The following is a 21,669-nucleotide window of genomic DNA, read 5'->3' as shown; positions in this document are numbered from 1 at the left end:
TAAAATAACCTCAAAAATGCACCAATAATGTCAAATTCACGCTTAGAAAAATATGGTTGGCTAAAACCGCTTAGTCCACGAGACCCGAAAGAAAATCATCGTGTTGCGACATCGCTTGAGTTACTCTTTGATTTGATCTTTGTGATTGCTATTGCAACAGCAGGGCAGCAACTACATCATAGTATTGTGGAAAATCATTTGTCACATGGGCTAACACTATATTTTATGGTGTTTTTTGCATTGTGGTGGGCGTGGATGAATTTTAGTTGGTTCGCTTCCGCATATGATAATGACGATGCTTTTTATCGAATTGTGACGTTTGTTCAGATCATTGGTTCATTGGTGATTGCAGCGGGAATTCCTTTAGCATTCCAACAGCAAGATTTTGATGTGATTATTATTGGTTATTTCATTATGCGGGGCGGTTTAGTAACACAGTGGTTCCGTGTTGCTCATAATGATCCTGAACGTAAAGGTACTGCACTACGTTATGCATTCGGAATCATTCTTGTACAAATTGGCTGGTTACTTTTCCATTTTACACCGATTAATTTCACAATCTATTTGTTTTTACTACTTGTTGTTGCTGAACTTTTTGTACCAGTTTTTGCTGAAGCAAATAATATGACGCCGTGGCATCCGCATCATATTTCAGAACGTTATGCTTTATTGACTATTATCGTTTTGGGTGAGGCGATTATTGGTTGTTTTAATGCCATATCAGATGCGATTAACCTTCAATTATTGAGTACAGAACTGATATTTCTCTGTATTGGCGGGTTATTGATGATGTTTACTATGTGGTGGGCTTATTTTGATCATGATGTGGCTGAGTATCTGAATAGTCGTAAGCATGCATTTATATGGGGCTATGGGCATTTCTTAATTTTTGTCAGTATTGCTGCTTTGGGCGCAGGTTTAGCTGCTGCAGTAAATGTGGTGACAGGACAAGCAGAAGTCTCCTCACAAGTTGTATGTTATTTTATTGTATTTTCGCTCATCGTCTATGCTTCGAGTTTGTGGTTACTTCAAGATATTCATCATTTGTCAGGTATCAAGCGATGGCTCTATCCAATTTCTGCAGTCATTATCTGTATGATTCCGATGTGGTTTGAACATATCGGTTATGCAATATTTGCAATTTCGATTGTTTATGCTTTGCGTTTAGTTTTTTCTAAATGCTTTTTGGCACGTTAATATTTTTTCGTAGGTGAATGTTCTGTGAGATAAGACTATGGGATTCCATGATTTTTATCGTTTAAGCTCGCATGCCGTGATATTGAATGATCAACTACAAGTTCTATTGTTAAAAGCCACTTATGCTGATTGTGCTTGGGGGCTCCCTGGTGGTGGTTTGGATCAGGGGGAAACCATACATGAGGCTTTGGTTCGAGAATGTAAAGAAGAGCTTGGTTGCGATATTTCAATTGAATATTTATCGGGTGTGTATTTTCATTCCGCTGTAAATTCTCATGCATTTATTTTTAGATGTATATTGGTAGAAGGGCAGATGATTCAGCTGAGTGATGAGCATTCTGAGTATGAATGGTTTGATTTTGATGCGCTATCACCTGTTCAAAAAATACGAGTTGAAGATTGTTTTTATTTTAATGGTGAAGTGAAAAGTCGAAGCTTTTGATTTTTAAAATGATTAACGAAAGCATATAAGCTTTAAGTAATGTTTTATTGAGCGTAATAAAAAACAGGTCCGAAGACCTGTTTTTTATATGTATCTAAATGGAATGTTTAGTCTTTAGTATCTCAATAGATTACTTTTTATCAGGAAGTGCATAAGCCACTAAAGCATCACCCATTTTGGTACCAAATGAACCATGACCACCCGCCATGATCACAACATACTGTTTACCATTTGATTCATAGGTCATCGGGGTTGCTTGACCACCAGCAGGAAGACGACCTTTCCAAAGTTCATCACCATTGCTGACATTGATCGCACGGATGTAGTTGTCTTGCGTAGCACCAACAAACATCACGTTACCTGCTGTTGAGATTGAACCGCCCAACATTGGCACACCCATTTTGAATGGAGGTAATGGAATACCCGGTAAGCTGTCGCGAATGGTACCGATACGGCGTTTCCAAGCGATGTCATGGGTTTTCAAATCTACACCCGCTACATAACCCCATGCAGGTTGTTTACAAGGCAAGCCAAATGGTGAAAGGAATGCACTGATTTCAACACCATATGGAACACCATACATCGGTTGCACGCCTGCTTCTGTACCTGCACCTTTTGCAGTTTGTTTACGATTTGGATCAGCTGGGATCAGTTTGGTCACAAATGGTAAACCGATTGGATTCATCACCGCAATTTGACGATCAGGGTTGACGGACATACCACCCCATTCAAACACTCCTAAGTTACCAGGGAAAACCAATGTTCCATTTTCTGAAGGTGGTGTATAAATACCGTCATAGTTGAGTTTGTGGAAAGACACACGACAAATCAATTGGTCAAACATGGTTGCGCCCCACATTTGTTTATCGGTTAATTTATCTTTTGGTGCTAAATCAAAATCTGAAAATGGCTGTGTTGGAGAGTAACGTTCACCTTTTGTTTGAGGACCAAGTTTTACCGTTTGTGGCACTGGTTTTTCAGTGATCGGAACAATCGCTTTACCTGTACGACGATCTAGAACAAAAGCATTCCCTGTTTTGGTTAAGACATAAATTGCAGGTACGGTTTGACCTGATTTGTCTTGAATGTCTGCAAGGGTAGGTTGCGATGGTACATCCATATCCCATAAATCATGATGAGTGGTTTGGAAATTCCATACCAATTTACCTGTAGTCGCATTGATCGCTAACATTGAATTTGCATAGCGTTCATGTAACTCAGTACGGTTACCACCCCAAATATCCGGTGTACCTACACCTGTTGGTACATACACGATGTCTAATTTTGCATCGTATGCTAAAGGTGCCCACGCATTTGGAGAGTTCTGAACATATTTTTGACCTGGACCTGGGATTTTATTCGGATCTTCAGCGCCCGTATCAAATACCCATAACAGCGCACCAGTATTCACATCATAACCACGGATTACACCCGATGGTTCTTCAGTTGAATAGTTATCTGTGGTTGAACCCGCAATGATAATGGTTGTACCTGTGACAACAGGAGGGGAAGTTGGGATATAGCCGCCTGGATATGGGAATGGCATATCTTTTTGCAGATCCACTTCACCATTATGACCGAAGTCAGTACATGGTTTACCCGTCGTTGCATTGATCGCGACTAAACGACCATCATTGACAGGTAAAATCACTTTCTGTGGACATTGTTCAGAAGTAGATTTTTTCGCAGCTAAACTTGCTTCAAAACCAACAGTATTGTTGGCATCAAAATACGATACACCACGACAAGTTAAGTGCTGGAAGGTATTATCCGCTTTTAACTTCGGATCAAATGTCCATTTTGCTTTACCTGTTGTTGGATCTAAAGCAACCAATTTTTGGTGAGTCGTACAAATGTACATATTGTCACCGACTTTAATTGGGGTCACTTGATTGGTGGTTTCACCAGAGTCTTGATCCGTTTTAAAGTCACCCGTGTTATATGTCCAAGCAACTTTTAAATCTTTAACATTCTCAGCATTAATTTGTGTTAATGGAGAATAACGCAAACCTGATTGAGTACGACCATAAGCAGGCCAGTCACCCTCTGCAACGCCTGCAATTGCTTGCGCTGTTGCTGGTTGTTGACTGCTCAATGTCCCACGAATTTCTTGAGGGTCATTGAAAATTGAATAGATCATTACTGCAATCGTGATTGCTAATGAACCTGTTAAGGCTACTTTTGCACCTTTACTATTCACAAAGCCACGGGTAATGGCAGGGATGAGTAGCCATAGACCAAATACGCCTAAAATATCTAAGCGTGGGGCAAGGGCGAAGAAGTCAGAACCGACCTCCCATAAGCCCCATACTACAGTACCTAATACCAGTACGGCATAGACCCATAATGCGGAACTTTTTAATTTCTGTAATAAAATTGCGGTAATTAAGAATAGTAAACCTGCAATGATGTAATACCAAGACCCACCAAGCACTGCAAGATATATCCCACCGATCAATAGAACCAGTCCAAATACGATTGCAATCGCAACAGTAAATGTTCTCAGCCCTGAAGATGGAGTTTGCATAATAGACCACCTATATATCTGATTAATAATTGAAAGCTTGATTCATTCTTCACAGCATTGATCAAGCACATTTTTTGAATTTTTAGATTTTAAATATCTTAGTATGGAACGTAGCATGCAACTTCACACCAAAATATTTATTATCTATAAACTAGAACGCGGTTTGCAGTTTGATCCCACCAACCCACGCATTTTCACCATCTTTATATGCGCCAACATGGCGGATATATTGAATATTTGGACGCACAGTTAACCAATTGGTTGCATGAACACCGTAGTAAATTTCAGTGTTGTATTCTTCATTTTGTTGACGAGTTTCAATGTTATTGACATCGTCGTTGATGCTGATACGAGAAAAACCAATTGCGATATCATCTTTTGGACGAGCGTCGAAAGGACCTTTATAAACCAAGCCAATATTTTGCATATTGTCGACTTTATTGGTGTCCGAATCATGGAATGTTAAGTTGATGAAACCTGTTAAGCCACGATTTGCATCACCATTGTGTGCAGTGAGTTGTTGTTTCGCTACGACCCAAGCACCTTGTTTATGGTCGGTTTCTTTTGGATTTTTGATGCTTTTGGCATCTGCTGTACTGTAGTAATAGCCTAAGCGATACTCACCTGATAATTGAGCTGGGCTAAGTTTGGGTTGCCATACGATTTCAGCAGGAATGATTGCACCTTTTGAACCATCAGTACTTAAATTAAAGCCTTTACCACGTTCAAGATTTTCAGGGTTATATTCATAAACCCCAACTTGTGCATATAAGTCTGGTTGGAAGTTGTATTTGACACGGGTTGCCCATTGGCTCACTGGCCAGTTATACCATTGATCACCCACCCAGTTGCCGACTTGTGAACCACAGAGTGCAAGATTTTGGAAATCACAATCAAAAGTATTGAAGTCTTCACCTTCACCAAAACGTCCGACTTTCACATCCAGTTTTTGATCTAAGAATTTTTTCTTGATCCAAAAATCAGTTAAACGCCACGTTTGACCACGCCCCCAGACTTCTTGACTTGAGCTTAAATGTCTTGCTAGAGCATCTGAGGTTTGTGAAAGTGCACGACCATTACGTTCAGTGATGATGATTTGAGCTTCGGTATCTTTCCAGCCTAAGACTTTGTCTAAATCGACATGTGCACCTATCGCAAATTGATCAGCATATTCTGTGCCATGGCTTGAGTGGTGACTTGCATCGAGTAGATTGGCGAGTTCACCTGTATAGCCAAAACTGAAATCATAACCTTTTTGTTGAAGTTCGGTACGCTTGCCATTCCAATCACCAAACATCCATGGACTTTCAACATCAAATGCTTCAGCAGCATGAACGGTTTGAAAAGTACAACATAGAGAGAGAAGGCTTGTCGCCCAAAAAAAATGATCTTTAGATTTATTCATATTTGGTGACCTTAATAACACTTTGTAACTTAAAATATATAATACTCTCATTTTTGTATAAAATTATAATAATATTTACAGTTATTTTGTATATTTGTAATATTTTTATCATATTGTGATATTTTTGCTTGTAATTTTTAGATAATAATTAATCGAGGTAATTTAACTTTTTATTTGATTTTGTTGATGAATTTATTATTTTGTAAAAGATTTTAACTTGGCTTATGAGCTGATACTTATGGTTGAGAGATATCTAAAATTAAAAAAGCGACATAATCTTTTAGGTAGGCTACATCGCTTTTTATGATTACAGATTATATAAATTGTAAATAAAATAACCAATTTGTAAGTAAGATTCACACAAAAATCATGATTTTATTTTTGAATTTATATTTCACCATGTTCCTTCACCAAGTTGTTGTCCAATGTATTGATATTGCATTTGTGAGCGTGAGAATTTGATTGGGCAAGCCAATTGAGGTTCAGTTTGCTCAGAATTTTCTTTTAAAGGCACATTCACTACCCATTGACGTTCTTTGGCAATGTTTGAATCTAAAGCTTCTTCTAAGTTTAAAACAGGTTCTACACACACATCGAGTTGCGCAAAGATTTGATTCCAATCTTCAAAATTTCGGGTTTTAATTTTTTCACGCAGTGCTTGTTTCACTTCTTTTCGATCTTCAGGATCAAAAGAAGCGCCTTTTGCCATTAAAATAGGCAATTCAAGTGCTGTTGCGAGACCTGTCATAAACTGAGGCTCTAAACTCCCAATCGACAAATAGCGACCATCTGCTGTTTCATAATAGTCATAAAATGTGCCGCCATTGAGTTGTTCTGATTCACGACGTTGATGTTGACCGCCAGCCAAACTTGCTGCAGCTGCCATATTATTTAACCCAACCACGCAATCGGTCATGGAAATATCAATATATTGCCCTAGATTACTTCTCTGGCGTTCTACAACTGCTGAAAGAATACCGATCACTGCATGTAAAGAACCACCTGCAACATCTGCAACTTGGATTCCCATTGGTGGTGGGCCACTGTCTTGGCGACCGCTATGACCTGCAACACCAGACAAAGAAATATAGTTAATATCATGTCCAGCTTTGTCTTTATACGAACCTGTTTGTCCATAACCTGTGATTGAACAATAGATCAAACGAGGATTAATTTCAGCCAAAGTTTGATAATCCAAGCCTAATCGTTGCATCACTCCTGGACGAAATTGTTCAACGACGATATCGAACTCGGAAATTTTTTGTTTTACCAATTCAACACTGGCAGGGTCTTTCAAATCTAAAGTGACTGATTGCTTATTGCGATTCAGATAACTATGCGATGTGGCTTGTCCATTGGCATAAGGAGGGAAGAGGCGTACAAGGTCTGGACGAGTCGGTGACTCGATGTGGATCACTTCTGCACCTAAGTCTGCAAGATATAAAGTTGCAAACGGGCCAGGTAACAAAGTTGAAAAATCGAGAACTTTCAATCCCTTTAAAGCTGCTGTCATAATTGTTTTTACCAATATAGTGTTGATTTTATACCTATATTAGAAATATAAAATTAACAAAACAATGTCATGTTCAGCCATTTACCTTGATCATTTCGGCAATTTATGATGTGATTCGGCAATTTACACTGTTGTAAATCGCCAATAAAATATTTTTTAGCGTCATTTAGGTCAATTGTTAGTGAACATCAGAGAGACTGAAGGATTAACCATGAGTCGTGATACGATTAGTATCCATTTTGTGAATGCAGCCTTAACCGGTGTTAAGCGCCTAGGCATGGATGTAGACACTTTACTGTCACATGTGGGCATAGAAGCTGAGTTGCTTCGTCAACCTAAAGCACGTATTTCGCCAGAGCAATATACTCGCTTTGTGAAAATGTTGTGGATGGTGACTCAGGATGAGCATGTTGGATTTGATATTCAACCACGTCGTCTGGGTTCTTTTGCCATCATGTGTCAACTGATTATTCACGCGAAGACTTTAGGTGAAGCTTTAGAATTATCTTCACAATTCTATAAATTATTCGGTGATGAATGGTCTGTTGCGGTAGAACGTGATAAGCATGAAGCGCGCCTTGTCCCGCTTATTCCAAAAACCATGGATCCAGACCACTTCATCACAGAAAGTATGTTGATGATTTGGCACGGATTAGCATCGTGGCTGATTGAACGTCGTATTCCTTTGGAGCGTGTTCACTTTGGTTATCCACGTCCGAATCATGCAGATGAATATGATGCATTGTTCTTTGCGCCAGTGATGCAATTTGACATGCCACGTACAGAAATTACTTTTGCAGCAGATTATTTAGATTTACCGATTCGTCAAGATGAAGCCAGCCTAGAAGAATTCTTAAAAGCTGCGCCTGCACAATTGTTGGTGAAATTCAAAAACACCAACTCTTTAACTTCGCGTATTCGTGAAGTTTTGAAGAGTCAAATTGGTGAGGAAATGCCAACTTTGAACGATGTGGCTTCAATGCTGTATTTATCACCACAGACCTTGCGTCGTCGTTTAGCGGCAGAAGGCAAGAGCTATCAAGGTGTTAAAGATGCTTTACGCCGTGATGCAGCGATTCACTTATTGTTAAATCCTGATTTAACTTTGGAAGATGTGGCACAGCAAGTCGGTTTTAGTGAAACTAGTACTTTTCACCGTGCATTTAAAAAGTGGACTGGTGTGACTCCAGGTCTGTATCGTCAATTGCATGGTTATCTCTAATTGATGATTTGAATCTGTAAATATTGTTGGTGAATAGAAGCTCAAGTTAATCTTGGGCTTTTTTATGCTTTAGGTTGAATTGAAATGCTATACCGCATAAGAAGAACTGAATCGTCAGATATTGAACAGTTGATTGATGTTGAAAAATCAGCAACGCAAGCATTTTCAAGTATTCCAGATTTAAAATGGCTGATTGATGCACCAGTCTTATCTGCTGAAACTCATTATGAATTAATCACTCATGTTTATGCTTTTTCTGTTGTGAATGAGCAAGATCAAGTGGTGGGCTTTTTATATGCCGAAAAGCAAGATCAAGATTTTTATATTATTGAATTTGATGTGCGGTCGGATTTGCAAAGGCAGGGCATTGGGCGAAAGCTGATTGAGCATGCAATTACTTTTGCAACAACTGAAAATTTCAAAGCCATAACCTTAACGACTTTTATAGATGTGACATGGAATCGCCCATTTTATGAGAAATTAGGTTTTATCATTCTCGAAAGTTATGAACAGCCAGATTATTTAAAACAAACTTTGGAGAATGAAGTGAAATTCGGTTTTAACGCTGAGACACGATGTGCAATGCAATTAAAACTGTGATGCTTATAAGATGTTCTAAATTGAACGCTATAGTGGAAAAAGTGGCTGATTTGCTATTTCTACCAAATATTATTTTAAATAAATTTTATAAGATAATGATTTATTATAAAAATTAAAAATTGAGTCCCATGATGCATTGACAAAAAATATCATTGAACTGTTTCGTTCTCGTCATTGAACTCTAAACTTTATAAAGTACACTCAAAACACATAACAATTTTAGAAGTCATAAGAAGGAACAGCTATGAGCGAGGCTTACATCATTGATGCCATTCGCACACCACGCGGAAAAGGAAAGAAAGATGGTTCACTGTACAGTGTCAAACCGATTACTCTACTCACAACATTACTCAATGAATTAAAAGATCGTCACAATCTTGATACCTCTAAAGTAGACGACATCGTACTGGGCTGTGTGACACCGATTGCAGACCAAGGTGGCGATATTGCCAAAACGGCTGCGATTGCCGCAGGCTGGGACAATGATGTTGCTGGCGTACAGATCAACCGCTTCTGTGCATCAGGTCTTGAAGCTGTGAATATGGCTGCGCAAAAAGTCCGTTCAGGCTGGGAAGATGTCGTGGTTGCTGGTGGCGTAGAGTCCATGTCACGTATTCCAATGGGTTCAGATGGCGGACCATGGGCGCTTGACCCTGAAACCAACTTAAAATCAAACTTTGTCCCACAAGGCATTGGCGCAGATCTTATCGCGACTTTAGATGGTTATACGCGTTCCGATGTGGATGAATTTGCTGCAAATTCACAACGTAAAGCGGCAGCTGCACAAGCGGCAGGTCATTTTGATAAATCCATCGTGGCTGTAAAAGACAAAGCGGGCGTGGTGATTTTAGATAAAGACGAGTTTATTAAACCAACGACAACAGCAGAAGGCTTGGCAAAACTCAATCCAAGCTTTGAAATGATGGGTGGCATGGGCTTTGATGCAGTTGCTCTTCAACAATACCCTGAAGCGCAAAAGATCAATCACGTGCATCATGCAGGTAACTCATCAGGTATCGTGGATGGTGCTGCGGTGGTACTGCTTGCTTCTGAAAAAGCGGTGAAAGAACAAGGCTTAAAACCACGTGCCAAAGTTTTAGCGACAGCACTTGTAGGAACAGACCCTACAATCATGTTGACAGGTCCTGCACCTGCTGCACGTAAAGCATTGGCGAAAGCAGGCTTAACGATTGATGATATTGACTTGTTTGAAGTCAATGAAGCATTTGCATCTGTGGTGATGCGTTTCATTAACGAATTAAATGTTCCTGTGGAAAAAGTCAATGTAAATGGTGGCTCGATTGCCATGGGTCATCCATTGGGAGCAACAGGTGCAATGATTTTAGGTACTTTGCTTGATGAACTTGAGCGTCAAGGCAAAAAACGTGGTTTAGCGACATTGTGTGTAGGTGGTGGCATGGGTATTGCGACCATTATTGAGTTGGTATAAGGAGAATAAGAATGAGCGCAATTCAATATGAAAAAAATGCGGATGGCATTGTTATTCTGACTATGGATTCTCCAAACCAATCTGCAAACACTATGAATGCCGATTTCCAAAAGGCACTGACTGAAACAGTCGAAAAATTCAAAGCGGATTCAGGTATAACAGGTGTGATTTTCCGTTCAGCGAAAAAGACTTTCTTCGCAGGCGGTGATCTGGATGATTTGATTCAGGCTCGCCCTGAAGATGCCAAAGAATTCATGGCAATCGTTGAGCTGATGAAAAAAGAACTGCGTTACATCGAAACTTTAGGTGTGCCTGTGGTTGCAGCATTGAACGGTACAGCGCTTGGCGGTGGTTGGGAAATCGCTCTCGGCTGTCATGCACGTATTGCTTTAAATGATCCAAAGTCTAAATTTGGTTTACCTGAAGTGACTCTAGGTTTACTGCCAGGCGGTGGCGGGATCGTGCGTATGGTACGCCTGTTGGGCTTACAGAACGCATTCCCATTCCTGATGGAAGGCAAGCAGTTCGGTGTTGATAAAGCTAAATCTTTAGGTTTAATCCATGACACGGCTGACTCAATTGACGAATTGATGGAGAAATCAATTGCATGGGTCAAAGCCAATCCAAAATCACAACAACCGTTTGATGTGAAAGGTTATAAAATCCCAGGCGGTGATCCGAAAACCCCTGCGGTGGCTCAGATTCTTGCGATTGCCCCTGCAATGCTGCGTGATAAGACCAAAGGTTGCTACCCTGCACCTGAAGCAATCATGGCTGCTGCGGTTGAAGGTGCTCAGGTCGATGTGGATACAGCACTGACCATTGAATCACGTTATTTCACTTATCTTGCAACAGGACAAGTGGCGAAAAACATGATCGGTACATTCTGGCATGGTCTGAATGCGATTAAAGCAGGTGCAAGCCGTCCGAAAGATGTCGCAAAATGGCAAGCCAGCAAAGTCGGTGTATTGGGCGCAGGTATGATGGGCGCAGGTATTGCCTATTCAACGGCTTCAAAAGGCATTGCTGTTGTACTGAAAGATGTCTCTGTTGAAAATGCAGAAAAAGGCAAAGCATATAGCCAAAAACTTTTGGACAAAAAAGTGTCTCAAGGGCGTATGACGGCTGAGAAACGTGATCAAGTCTTAAGCTTAATCACTGCAACGGCTGATGCTGCTGATCTGAAAGGCTGTGATTTGATTATCGAAGCAGTATTTGAAAATCAGGAACTCAAAGCCAAAGTCACCCAAGAAGCAGAAGCATTCCTTGCTGATGGTGGTGTATTTGCATCAAATACTTCGACATTGCCAATCACAGGTTTAGCAAAAGCCTCTAAAGATGACAAAAACTTCATCGGTTTACACTTCTTCAGCCCTGTCGACAAAATGCCTTTGGTTGAAATCATCAAAGGACAAAATACCTCTGCTGAAACTTTAGCCAAAGCTTACGATTATGTTCAGCAAATTGGTAAAACACCAATCGTGGTGAATGACAGCCGTGGTTTCTTCACCAGCCGTGTATTCGGTACATTTGTGAATGAAGGTCTACGTTTACTTGCAGAAGGCGTACACCCTGCACGTATCGAAATGGCAGCACTTAAAGCGGGTATGCCAGTTGGACCATTGGCAATTCAGGATGAAGTTGCATTGACTTTATCTGAGCATGTGACCAATGAGACTCGCAAGGCTCTGCAAGCTGAAGGTAAAGACTTGCCACATTCTCCAGCTGAAGATGTACTGAAAACCATGATCCATGAATTTGGACGTAAAGGTAAAGCCGCGGGTTCAGGATTCTATGATTATCCAGAAGGTGGTAAAAAACATCTTTGGGATGGTTTGAGCCACTGGAAACAGGATGTTGATATTTCTGAACAGGAAATGATTGACCGTATCTTGTTTGTTCAATCACTCGACACTTTACGTTGTTATGAAGAAAATGTCCTTGAGTCTGTGGTCGATGCCAATATCGGTTCGATCTTCGGGATTGGTTTTGCGCCGTGGACAGGTGGTGCGATTCAGTTCTTAAACCAATATGGTTTAGACAAAGCTTTAGCACGTGCCAATGAGCTTGAAGCCAAATACGGTGAGCGTTTCAAAGCGCCACAAAAGCTGAAAGATGCTGTTTCACGTGGAAAAATTGATTAAGACATTTGAATCAATTTTAAAGTGGCAATTGAATAGATGAATTTAAAAAAGTAGATAAAAGAAAAGAGGCAAAAGCCTCTTTTCTTTTTTTTGATTATTGAATGTATTGTCATAGTTGTACTTTTATTCATTTCATGGTGATTGGGGGAAATCCTAGAATAATTATTTAACATGATATATTTTGAGTGATCAGGATGTTGCTAAATAGCTAAAAATAGTAATAATCAAAAGATCGACTAAAGTCTAATAATTTCCCTTAAATAAAGGATTGGGAATTCACATGGATTTAATACAAAGTAATGGTCAACCACGTTATGGGCGTTTCAAGGAGCTTCCATCTGTGATTGGCGTAGATCAATATATTTATAAAACCCCTTATGGAAAGACCTTAACAGGTTGGCGCAAGCAGCTAAAATATAAGAAATTTAAATTTTGTAGCATTCAGCATGAACATTACTCGATTGGTATCGCTATTGCTGATATTGGTTGGGCAGGGCATGGTTTTATTTATAGCTATAATCATGAAAATAATGAAGTTTTAGAGTGGAATGCCAATACGGTTTTAGGTCGTGGTACAGTTTTGGATGAACAACCACAGTATAGCCATAGTTATTTTAGTAAATCTCCTTTTGAATTTGAAATACAACATGCCAATGGTGTGCGTTATATACAAGCGACACGTCATGGAGAGGTACAACTTAAAGCACGAATTTTTTGTGCAGGCACTGAGCCATTAAGTTTATGTAGTCCAAATGGCATCAATGGTTGGACATATACGCAGAAGAAAACAACATTAGCTGTGGAAGGTTTTTTTATTAATAAAAATAAAGAGATCATTCATTTTAATGAGAAAACTTTAGCTTCATTAGATGATACTTGTGGCTTTTTAAGACCAGAAACGGCATGGTTTTGGTTGTCGTGTAATTTTTGGGATCAAAATGGTCATCGGATTGGGTTAAACCTTGCTTCGGGTGTCAATGAAAGTTTTGGTAATGAAAATTGTCTTTGGGTGAATGGTCAATTGTTTGCAATCGCAGACGTATTATTTGAAAAGATAGACAATAATGTTTGGTCAATTCGCTCTTTGGATCAGCGATTAAATCTAACGGTCGAAACAGGTTGGCGGAGATTTGAAAATTTAAATCTGAGATTAATTGGTAGTCAATTTAGTCAGTGGCAATCACGAATTAGTGGCTCAATAGAGATGGAAAATGGTGAGATTATTCAGTTAAATCATGAGTATGGTTTATTAGAACAACATTATGCCAAGTGGTAATGTTGTTCTAATATTTTGATTTGATTAAAGCGCAGCTTTCCAAAACGCTTCACCTGCTGCGATCGGGTCATCGGTTTCTGCCAAAGTGTCCACCCAAACTTTATACTGGCGAATGACAGGATGCTGGCTCGGGTGAAAGTCAGGTTTGAACCAATCCATATATTGCTCACGCATAGCGGATAATTTTCCGTCTTTGCCAAAGAACCAAGGTAAACCTTTTATTGCCATTTTTGCACGTTGTAAGCGAGTAAAACCGTCATAGCCTAGCATGACATTGGTACGATAAAAGGTAAAACCAAACATCAGTACCGTGGTAAATGCCAAGGCAAACTTTCTTAAATATTCAGGTACTTCACCAACTTCTTGCATGACATCAAAAGCGACATCACGATGTTCCATTTCTTCAATGGCATGCCAAGCAAACAACGCGCGAACAAAGGGATGGACTTCCGCTAAAGTTTCTTTTTTACTGTAAAAGGTTTCAGCCATCAGCGCTGTTAAATGTTCAGCTGCAGCGGTCATGGCGATGTTGTACTGCTTAGATCGATTTTTTAAAATATGATCAAAATGAGCACTCATGAATTTAACAAATTGATCAACAGGCATGCCTTGGCGTTGCATTTCCTCATTCATTTTGTCATGGGCAATACCGTGTTGCGCTTCTTGTTTAATAAAATCTGAAACACTCTGTTGTAAGTCAGCATCGGTAATTTTGTCACGAAGCGCACGAACACTTTGAATGAAATAGCGCTCACCGACGGGAAAGGTCAGGCTTAGAGCATCAAACATTCGAGTGCGGAATGGATCATTATTGAACCAAAAGCGGGGCACTTCATTTAATTTAAAATCGAGGTTGCTACGAACAACAGGATCAACCTGATGTTGTTCATTTTTTCCTTTTACATATGCATTCATTGTTTTATTTCTCGCAATTATTCAAAATTCAAACCAAGCTTTATGATTTATATCATTGAGTTGTTATAAACCTGCTTGCCAAAATGCTTCACCCGCTTGGATTGGATCATTGGTTTCTGCCATGGTATCCACCCAAACTTGGTATTGACGGATAATAGGGTGCTGACTTGGATGAAAATCTTTTTTAAACCAATCCATATATTCAGTTTTCATGGCAGAAAAAATCCCTTTCTGGCCAAAGAACCACGGCAAGCCTTTGGCTGCCATTTTCAAGCGTTCTATACGACTAAAACCATCATGCCTTAACATGACATTGGCACGGTAGAGTGTGAAATTAATCATCATAAATGTGGTAAAAGCCAAGGTGAACTTTCTTAAATTTTCCGGAACTTCACCGACTTGTTTCATCACATCAAATGCCACATCACGATGTTCCATTTCTTCAATAGAATGCCAAGCGAGTAGCGCACGGACATAAGGATGGGCTTCAGCTAAGGTTTCTTTTTTACTGTAAAAAGTATCTGCCATTAATGCAGTCAAATGTTCAGCCGCAGCAGTCATGGCAATGTTGTATTGTGGCGAACGTTGCGTCAGTTCAAATTTAAAAATTTTATGTAAAAAAGTAATGAATTGATCAACAGGCATGCCTTGGTCTTTCATGACTTGATTCATTTTGTCATGGGCAATGCCATGCTGTGCTTCTTGACGAATAAAATCGGCAACACGTTGTTGCAAATCAGGATCAGTGATTTTGTCACGAAATAAACGCACACTTTCGATAAAGTAACGCTCACCATCTGGAAAGGTCAGGCTGAGTGCGTCAAATAATCGAGTACGGAATGGATCACCACCGAACCAGAAGCGTGGTACTTCTTCTAGTTTAAAGTTGAGCTTGGTGCGAACCACAGGATCAACTTGATATTTCACTAATGCATTCATTTTGTTTTACTTGCATCACTTTAGATGATTTCAGTATGTCGCTTATTTACAAGTTTGTTTTGACAGATGTTGCCAATTTTTATACATTTTACGACAGAATGAAAATGTGTAATGTCAAAATGATCAGTACGATAAATTGATCCTAAGAATTAAAAGAGTGTAGGAAAATGCAAGATTTACAGATTCCGAATGGTTATTTTCATCTTTGGCAGATGTTTGTGTCTGAACGAGGAATGGAAATCGTGACACTTGATTTTCTCAATGTTGATGAAAAAACACGCTTACTTGAAATTTTATCCCTGCCTATAGATACCCAATCTTCTTATTTATTCTTCCATCAGCTGATGGAAAAGACCAAACAGGCTTTGGATTGTCCACAATTGGTTTTTGAAATTGCGGAATATGTACGCCCTCAGCATTTTGGTGTGTTGGGCTATATGGCTTCGCGGAGTACGACTGTTGCTGAAGCACTGCAAAATGTGTTGCGATTTAGCCGTTTAGTGATCGATGGGGATGAAATTATTCCGATGCAAATGGTGCAACAAGGGACAGATGTTCACTTGATTTGGCCTTTTCATCATGAACGCTATATTTTAATCAATGAGTTTACCAATGCGTTGATGATGCATTTGGCACGTAAAATTGTTCCCGCAGATCAATTTCCATTGTTGAGTGTGCATTTTGCGCATCCACCGCAAAAGGCGATTTACCATTATCAAAAGTTTTACAATTGTGAGGTGTTGTTTAATCAGCCTGAGTATCGTTTTGTTTTGGGTTTAGAGGGCTTAAATCTTAAAATCCAGCAAGCGGATCCGTCTTTGATGCAACTTCTGGTGAGACAAGCTGAGGAAGCGATTGCATCTAAGCAAAAGTATGAAACATTGGTCGATAAGTTACATTTGATTGTGGCTGAATATTTAAAACTCAAAGAACAGGCGCCGAAAATTGAAGATATTGCACAGGAATTACATATTTCAACCCGTACTTTACAGCGTCAATTAAGTGAATTAGACAGCTCATTTAAAAAGATTGTTGAAGTTGAAAGGATGAAGCGTTGTGAGCAGTTATTGGAAAGTCATGTGCAATTGACTGATATTGCGATGCGGTTGGGGTATTCGGATCAGTCTGCTTTGGCGAGAGCGTATAAAGCGTTTAGTGGGCAGACTTTGTTGCAGAAAAAACAGCAGTTGAAATAAATAGGTTTATTAAAAATTGATATTACGCATTTAAACTACGTCTAAAACTGAGAGTGCTCAAAATTTTTATAATAATATTCTTAATCTAGCACAGCCCCATCTGCCTTGCAAAGTTTGAATTGCTTTGAGTAGGCGTTTGTCACTTTGAAGGATGAGGAATATATTCCGTAAGGTAATCAAAATCCCTTGTTGGATATGAAAAGCAAAGCTTCGCAAGATCTCCTGTCCTCGGAATATATTCCTCATGTCCAACGGCGACATCCCTGTCGCCTAACGCGATAGCACTACTAATTTGAAATCACAATCACCAATTGTTTAGTGATATTCATCGACGATAATGAGCCACTCAAACCTTAAAAGTAGGCGTGTCCTAAAATATACTTTCTGCGTAACATCAGTTGCTTAATTTTCTATTTTGCCTGAAATAAATCCTTCGATGGCAATGAGAATAAATAGCTTTTGCAATTTTTAGAAAAATAAGCATCATATTTTAATCGAATGATTTTATTGTATATACATGATTTATATTTATTTTATTTAAAATAACTCACTTTGTTTAATGCTTGAAAATAGGTAGCTTTGATCATTGTTCTGTTTTTGAAAATAGCGCTAAATGTACCCGTGGGTTGTTTTATGATTTTTGATGCAGAGTTGTGATATAAAACAGATACGTTTCGGCGTTCATGTGACTCTATCCTTTGGGTAAAAAATAGCGTTACAATGCTGGGCGATGTTTTGTATTTATACATTTGGATGATGAAAAGAATAAGTCAATGTATTCTAAAGTCTTCCAAACAATTTATTCATCTAAAACTCCTCAAGTTTAAACAATTCAAGGAATGTACAACCCTATGTCACGTTTAGCCACTCGTTTTGCACAGCTTAAATCTCAACAGCGTAAGGCTTTGGTTTCTTATGTTATGGCGGGTGATCCTCAACCACATGTAACTGTACCGTTGTTACATCAAATGGTTGAAGCGGGCGTTGACGTTGTAGAACTTGGATTACCATTTTCCGATCCAATGGCAGATGGTCCAGTGATTGCACTTGCAGCAGAGCGTGCGCTCGCAGCAGGTACCAATACACTTGATGCTTTGAATATGGTCAAAGAATTTCGTCAAAAAGATACCACAACACCTGTTGTTTTAATGGGCTATTTAAATCCTGTTGAAGTGATTGGTTATGAAAAGTTTGTGGCTTATGCGAATGACTGTGGTGTGGATGGTGTACTTCTTGTGGATTTACCACCAGAAGAAGCAAAAGATTTAGATGCAGTCTTACAAAAGTACGATATGAATCAAATTTTCTTGCTTGCACCAACATCGACTGATGAGCGTATTCAACATGTGGTGAATCAAGCCAGTGGTTTTATTTACTATGTGTCATTAAAAGGTGTAACCGGTGCAGCAACATTGGATACCACTGAAGTGGCAGCACGTATTGAAAAAATCAAACAAGTGACAGATATTCCTGTCGGTGTTGGTTTTGGAATCAGTGATGCGGCTTCTGCAAAAGCAGTGGGTCAAGTTGCCGATGCTGTGATTGTCGGTAGTGCTTTTGTCAAACCATTTGCAAATCTTGCACCAGAACAAGCCGCTGAAGCCGCGGTGAATAAAGTCAAGGAGCTTCGAGCAGCGCTCGATGAGTTAGTATGAATCAAGAAGTGAAATCAGGGAAAATCCTCAGCGCAACCACGCCGTGGACAGATCGCACAGTTCCAGGCATTCATATGCCTGACCAACAACAGACACTTAAAGCGACGTTTACTGAACCGACCATTGAGTGCCCTGAATGTCATGCACTCGTGACGCGTACTGCGATGTCTTTCAATGCCTATGTTTGTCCATCATGTGATGAACATTTGAAAATGAAAGCACGTGATCGTTTAAATTGGTTCTTTGACAATGTTAGTTCTGAATTGGGTCAACAGTTTTTAGCTAAAGATCCATTAAAGTTTGTCGACAGCCGACCTTATCCAGAGCGTATGAAAGAAGCGCAGGAAAAAACAGGTGAAACTGAAGCACTTGTCGTGATGCAAGGACAGGTTAAAAATATTTCTATGGTTGCATGTGCCTTTGAATTTGACTTCATGGGCGGTTCTATGGGTACTGTAGTTGGTGACCGTTTTGTCCAAGCTGCGGAAAAAGCCATTAAAGACAAGCAACCTTTAATTTGTTTTGCTGCTTCTGGCGGTGCACGTATGCAAGAAGGCATGTTGTCTTTGATGCAAATGGCACGTACTTCTGCCGCGATTCAAAAAATGAAAGATGCACATTTACCTTATATCGTGGTGTTAACTCATCCTGTGTACGGTGGTGTAACCGCATCATTGGCAATGCTCGGTGATGTACATATTGCAGAACCTAAAGCAATGATCGGTTTCGCAGGTAAGCGCGTGATCGAACAAACTGTACGTGAAAAACTGGAAGAACCGTTCCAACGTGCAGAATTCTTGCTTGATCATGGTGTAGTCGATCAAATTGTCCATCGTCATGCATTACGTGATACTGTATATCGTATTGTAGCGAAACTGATGAATTTGCCTTGAACAACCAAACAGCACCATTAAATACTGATGATTTACAAACATGGCTCGATTATTGGAGCCATGTTCACGTTACAGGGATTGATTTAGGCTTAGAGCGCGTCATTCCTGTGGCTGAACAATTGGGTGTCATGAAGCCCAATGCAAAGGTTTTAACGGTTGCTGGAACCAATGGTAAAGGCTCAACGACAACAACGCTTGCTGCGATCCTCAATGCGCAAGGGTTTAATGTTGGCTTATATCAGTCACCGCATATTTATCGTTTTAATGAACGTGTCAAACTGGCAGGGCAAGAGGTTGATGATCAAACCTTAATGGATGCCTTTGTTCAAGTCGATCAAGCACGTCGTATCTGTGATTTATCCCTATCTTTTTTTGAAGCCACGACACTGGCTGCATTTGTCATTTTTAAACAAAAACAATGTGATGTTTGGGTACTTGAAGTTGGTTTAGGCGGTCGTCTAGATGTGGTCAATGTGATTGATCCAGATGTCGCAGTCATTACCAACATTGGCTTAGATCATACCGATTGGCTCGGTGATACCATTGAAAAAATTGCTTTTGAAAAAGCAGGGATTATTCGCCCCAATATTCCTGTAGTTTTTGGCGGTGTTCAGGAACTTCCACAAGCCATTCAAAATAAAGCGAATGAATGTAGTGCAAAACTATATGCCGTAAATCGTGATTATTTCTACAAAGATTCAAGTGATGGTCAAACGTGGGACTTTGCGGGTTCTGGTGTAACTTTAAAATTACCATTGGGTCGTTTGGCAATTGAAAATATTTCGACTGCTGTGGCTGCAATTTTAGTGAGTGGGTTAAAAGTTTCACAGCAATCCATTGCTCAAGGAATTCAAAATGCGCAGTTACAAGGGCGTTTTGAAATACGAACAATTCAAGATAAATTCAAAAAAACACAAGAAAAAACTGTTATTTTTGATGCGGGACACAATCCGCATGGTGTTGATTTTTTGTTAAAGCAATTGCGAAAATTCTTAGAATACAATAAACAGTACACAGAAGTTATCACTGTTTTTTCAATGCTGTCTGACAAGGATATAGATTCTGTGGTCAAGTTATTGAAAAATACTGTATTAAAGTGGAAAATTGCACCACTCACTGTGCCTCGTGCAGCATCAATGGAGCAATTGCAAGCTGCTTTGCAGGGTGAGACAGTTGAACAATTTAATAGTGTACAAGCAGCATTTAAATCAGCGCTTGCAGAAACCAATAATAATCAGCTGATTTTGGTGTGTGGTTCGTTTCATACCTTAGAAGCGGTCTGGGAGTATTTAGAAGAATGTCAATGAATAACAAACAACGCTGGATGGGCGGTGTTGTTTTATTGAGTGGTGGCGTTTTATTGGCAGCATTGCTTCTCAAAGGCAAAGAAGAAATTCACCAAAATCAAACGGCACCACAGGCTGGGCAAGTACAGCCGAAAAAGGTTGAACCTGCGGGTGCACCCGTACAGTTACAACCATTAACAGTAGATGTCGCAACGGAAAAACGTTTGCTTGAAGAGCAAAAACGTGCCCGTGAAAAAGCTGTGGCTGAACAAGAAGCCAAAGCTGCCGAATTCTTACGTATGCAGCAACAGGCGGAAGCGGAAGCAGCACGTAAAGCTGCCGAAGAATATGCGGCTGCCAATGCAAGACGTGGTGCTGCTGCTCAAGAAGGTACAGACATTCCACCTGAACTCGTTCAGGATGAAAAAACCAAAGCGCAACAAAAAGCAGCAGAACAGAAAAAACTTGAACAGCAAAATGCACAAGCCAAACAAAAAGCTGATGCTGAAAAAAAGTTAGCTGAGCAGAAGCGTCAAGCTACCGCAGATGCAGAGAAAAAAGCAGCAGAAGAAAAGAAACGTAAAGCTGAAGAACAGCGTAAAACTGAGGCAGAGAAGAAAGCTGCTGAAAAGAAAGCAGCAGATAAAAAAGCTGCTGATGAAGCCGCTGAGAAAAAACGTAAAGCTCAAGAAGCCGAGAAGAAAAAGGCTGAAGCGGATAAAGCACGTGATTTATTGGAAAATGGCGATAAGCAATGGATGGTTCAGGTGGCACTGGCTGCCAATGAAGCCAATGCTGATGCTGTTGCTGCAAAATTACGTGCCAAAGGCTATAAGGTGACCAAGAGCCCAACATCGAAGGGGATTCGTATCATGGTCGGTCCATCGAAAGATCGTGAAGCCGCTGATGCAATGCGTAAGAAAATTAATTCTGATGCGAGTTTAGGTATGAAATCGGCTTGGGTGAATGAATGGACACCTTTAGATCGCCGTTAATTCTCATTGAGTGA

At 39.8% G+C, this 21,669-nt stretch carries 17 protein-coding genes; 12 read left to right on the top strand and 5 right to left on the bottom strand.

The features are described 5' to 3' along the window. The first annotated feature begins 27 nt into the window (after nucleotides 1–27). The gene (locus BEN71_RS15435; protein WP_068974101.1) at nucleotides 28–1,197 is read left to right on the top strand and encodes a low temperature requirement protein A; all 1,170 of its coding nucleotides are present in this window, start codon (nucleotides 28–30) and stop codon (nucleotides 1,195–1,197) included. 37 nt (nucleotides 1,198–1,234) lie between these two features. Then, on the top strand, nucleotides 1,235–1,639 hold the full coding sequence (locus BEN71_RS15430) for an NUDIX hydrolase (protein ID WP_068974100.1): 405 nt from the start codon (nucleotides 1,235–1,237) through the stop codon (nucleotides 1,637–1,639). A gap of 130 nt (nucleotides 1,640–1,769) precedes the next feature. Here BEN71_RS15430 and BEN71_RS15425 read toward each other — a convergent pair whose 3' ends face one another. The 3 genes from BEN71_RS15425 to BEN71_RS15415 form a co-directional block, all read right to left on the bottom strand. Then, the gene (locus BEN71_RS15425; protein ID WP_068974099.1) at nucleotides 1,770–4,166 is read right to left on the bottom strand and encodes a glucose/quinate/shikimate family membrane-bound PQQ-dependent dehydrogenase; all 2,397 of its coding nucleotides are present in this window, start codon (nucleotides 4,164–4,166) and stop codon (nucleotides 1,770–1,772) included. A gap of 151 nt (nucleotides 4,167–4,317) precedes the next feature. Next, nucleotides 4,318–5,571 (bottom strand): carbohydrate porin, encoded by a 1,254-nt coding sequence (locus BEN71_RS15420; RefSeq protein WP_068974098.1) that lies wholly within the window; start codon nucleotides 5,569–5,571, stop codon nucleotides 4,318–4,320. 394 nt (nucleotides 5,572–5,965) lie between these two features. Further along, nucleotides 5,966–7,084, bottom strand: coding sequence for a CaiB/BaiF CoA transferase family protein (locus BEN71_RS15415; RefSeq protein WP_068974097.1), 1,119 nt, complete (start codon nucleotides 7,082–7,084; stop codon nucleotides 5,966–5,968). A gap of 211 nt (nucleotides 7,085–7,295) precedes the next feature. Between BEN71_RS15415 and BEN71_RS15410 the strand changes: the two genes are divergently transcribed. The 5 genes from BEN71_RS15410 to BEN71_RS15390 all read left to right on the top strand — a co-directional run bounded on the left by BEN71_RS15410 (nucleotide 7,296) and on the right by BEN71_RS15390 (nucleotide 13,776). Further along, nucleotides 7,296–8,306: an AraC family transcriptional regulator gene (locus BEN71_RS15410; RefSeq protein ID WP_068974096.1), complete on the top strand. Its 1,011-nt coding sequence runs from the start codon at nucleotides 7,296–7,298 to the stop codon at nucleotides 8,304–8,306. An 84-nt stretch (nucleotides 8,307–8,390) separates the two neighbouring features. Next, a complete protein-coding gene (locus BEN71_RS15405) occupies nucleotides 8,391–8,906 on the top strand; it encodes a GNAT family N-acetyltransferase (protein ID WP_068974095.1) in 516 nt (171 codons plus the stop codon). Between the two features lie 244 nt (nucleotides 8,907–9,150). Next, nucleotides 9,151–10,356 carry an acetyl-CoA C-acetyltransferase gene (locus BEN71_RS15400; RefSeq protein ID WP_068974094.1) on the top strand — a complete coding sequence of 402 codons (1,206 nt, stop codon included), beginning with the start codon at nucleotides 9,151–9,153 and terminating at the stop codon, nucleotides 10,354–10,356. 11 nt (nucleotides 10,357–10,367) lie between these two features. Then, nucleotides 10,368–12,500 (top strand): 3-hydroxyacyl-CoA dehydrogenase NAD-binding domain-containing protein, encoded by a 2,133-nt coding sequence (locus BEN71_RS15395; RefSeq protein WP_068974093.1) that lies wholly within the window; start codon nucleotides 10,368–10,370, stop codon nucleotides 12,498–12,500. Between the two features lie 280 nt (nucleotides 12,501–12,780). Further along, complete coding sequence (locus BEN71_RS15390) at nucleotides 12,781–13,776, top strand: DUF2804 domain-containing protein (RefSeq protein ID WP_068974092.1); 996 nt, start codon at nucleotides 12,781–12,783, stop codon at nucleotides 13,774–13,776. 24 nt (nucleotides 13,777–13,800) lie between these two features. Here BEN71_RS15390 and BEN71_RS15385 read toward each other — a convergent pair whose 3' ends face one another. Both BEN71_RS15385 and BEN71_RS15380 read right to left on the bottom strand, forming a co-directional pair. After that, nucleotides 13,801–14,691, bottom strand: coding sequence for a metal-dependent hydrolase (locus BEN71_RS15385; protein WP_068974091.1), 891 nt, complete (start codon nucleotides 14,689–14,691; stop codon nucleotides 13,801–13,803). Between the two features lie 63 nt (nucleotides 14,692–14,754). After that, entirely contained in the window at nucleotides 14,755–15,630 is an 876-nt protein-coding gene (locus tag BEN71_RS15380; RefSeq protein ID WP_068974090.1) for a metal-dependent hydrolase, read from the bottom strand. Between the two features lie 167 nt (nucleotides 15,631–15,797). On the opposite strand from BEN71_RS15380, the gene BEN71_RS15375 reads away from it, so the two are divergent. From BEN71_RS15375 to BEN71_RS15355, 5 genes are all read left to right on the top strand, one after another. After that, nucleotides 15,798–16,826, top strand: coding sequence for an AraC family transcriptional regulator (locus tag BEN71_RS15375; RefSeq protein WP_068974089.1), 1,029 nt, complete (start codon nucleotides 15,798–15,800; stop codon nucleotides 16,824–16,826). A gap of 851 nt (nucleotides 16,827–17,677) precedes the next feature. Next, nucleotides 17,678–18,481, top strand: a complete 804-nt coding sequence (gene trpA, locus BEN71_RS15370; protein WP_068974088.1) for a tryptophan synthase subunit alpha — start codon at nucleotides 17,678–17,680, stop codon at nucleotides 18,479–18,481. Beyond that, nucleotides 18,478–19,374: an acetyl-CoA carboxylase, carboxyltransferase subunit beta gene (gene accD, locus BEN71_RS15365; RefSeq protein WP_068974087.1), complete on the top strand. Its 897-nt coding sequence runs from the start codon at nucleotides 18,478–18,480 to the stop codon at nucleotides 19,372–19,374. Before trpA ends, accD begins: the two co-directional genes overlap by 4 nt. Continuing rightward, nucleotides 19,371–20,681 carry a bifunctional tetrahydrofolate synthase/dihydrofolate synthase gene (gene folC, locus BEN71_RS15360; protein ID WP_068974086.1) on the top strand — a complete coding sequence of 437 codons (1,311 nt, stop codon included), beginning with the start codon at nucleotides 19,371–19,373 and terminating at the stop codon, nucleotides 20,679–20,681. The genes accD and folC overlap by 4 nt, the downstream gene beginning before the upstream one ends. Continuing rightward, a complete protein-coding gene (locus tag BEN71_RS15355) occupies nucleotides 20,672–21,655 on the top strand; it encodes an SPOR domain-containing protein (protein ID WP_068974085.1) in 984 nt (327 codons plus the stop codon). The genes folC and BEN71_RS15355 overlap by 10 nt, the downstream gene beginning before the upstream one ends. Nucleotides 21,656–21,669 lie beyond the last annotated feature (14 nt).

Origin of the sequence: Acinetobacter wuhouensis (assembly GCF_001696605.3) — a bacterium.
GTDB lineage: Bacteria > Pseudomonadota > Gammaproteobacteria > Pseudomonadales > Moraxellaceae > Acinetobacter > Acinetobacter wuhouensis.
This window is presented reverse-complemented; position numbering and strand designations above follow the sequence as displayed.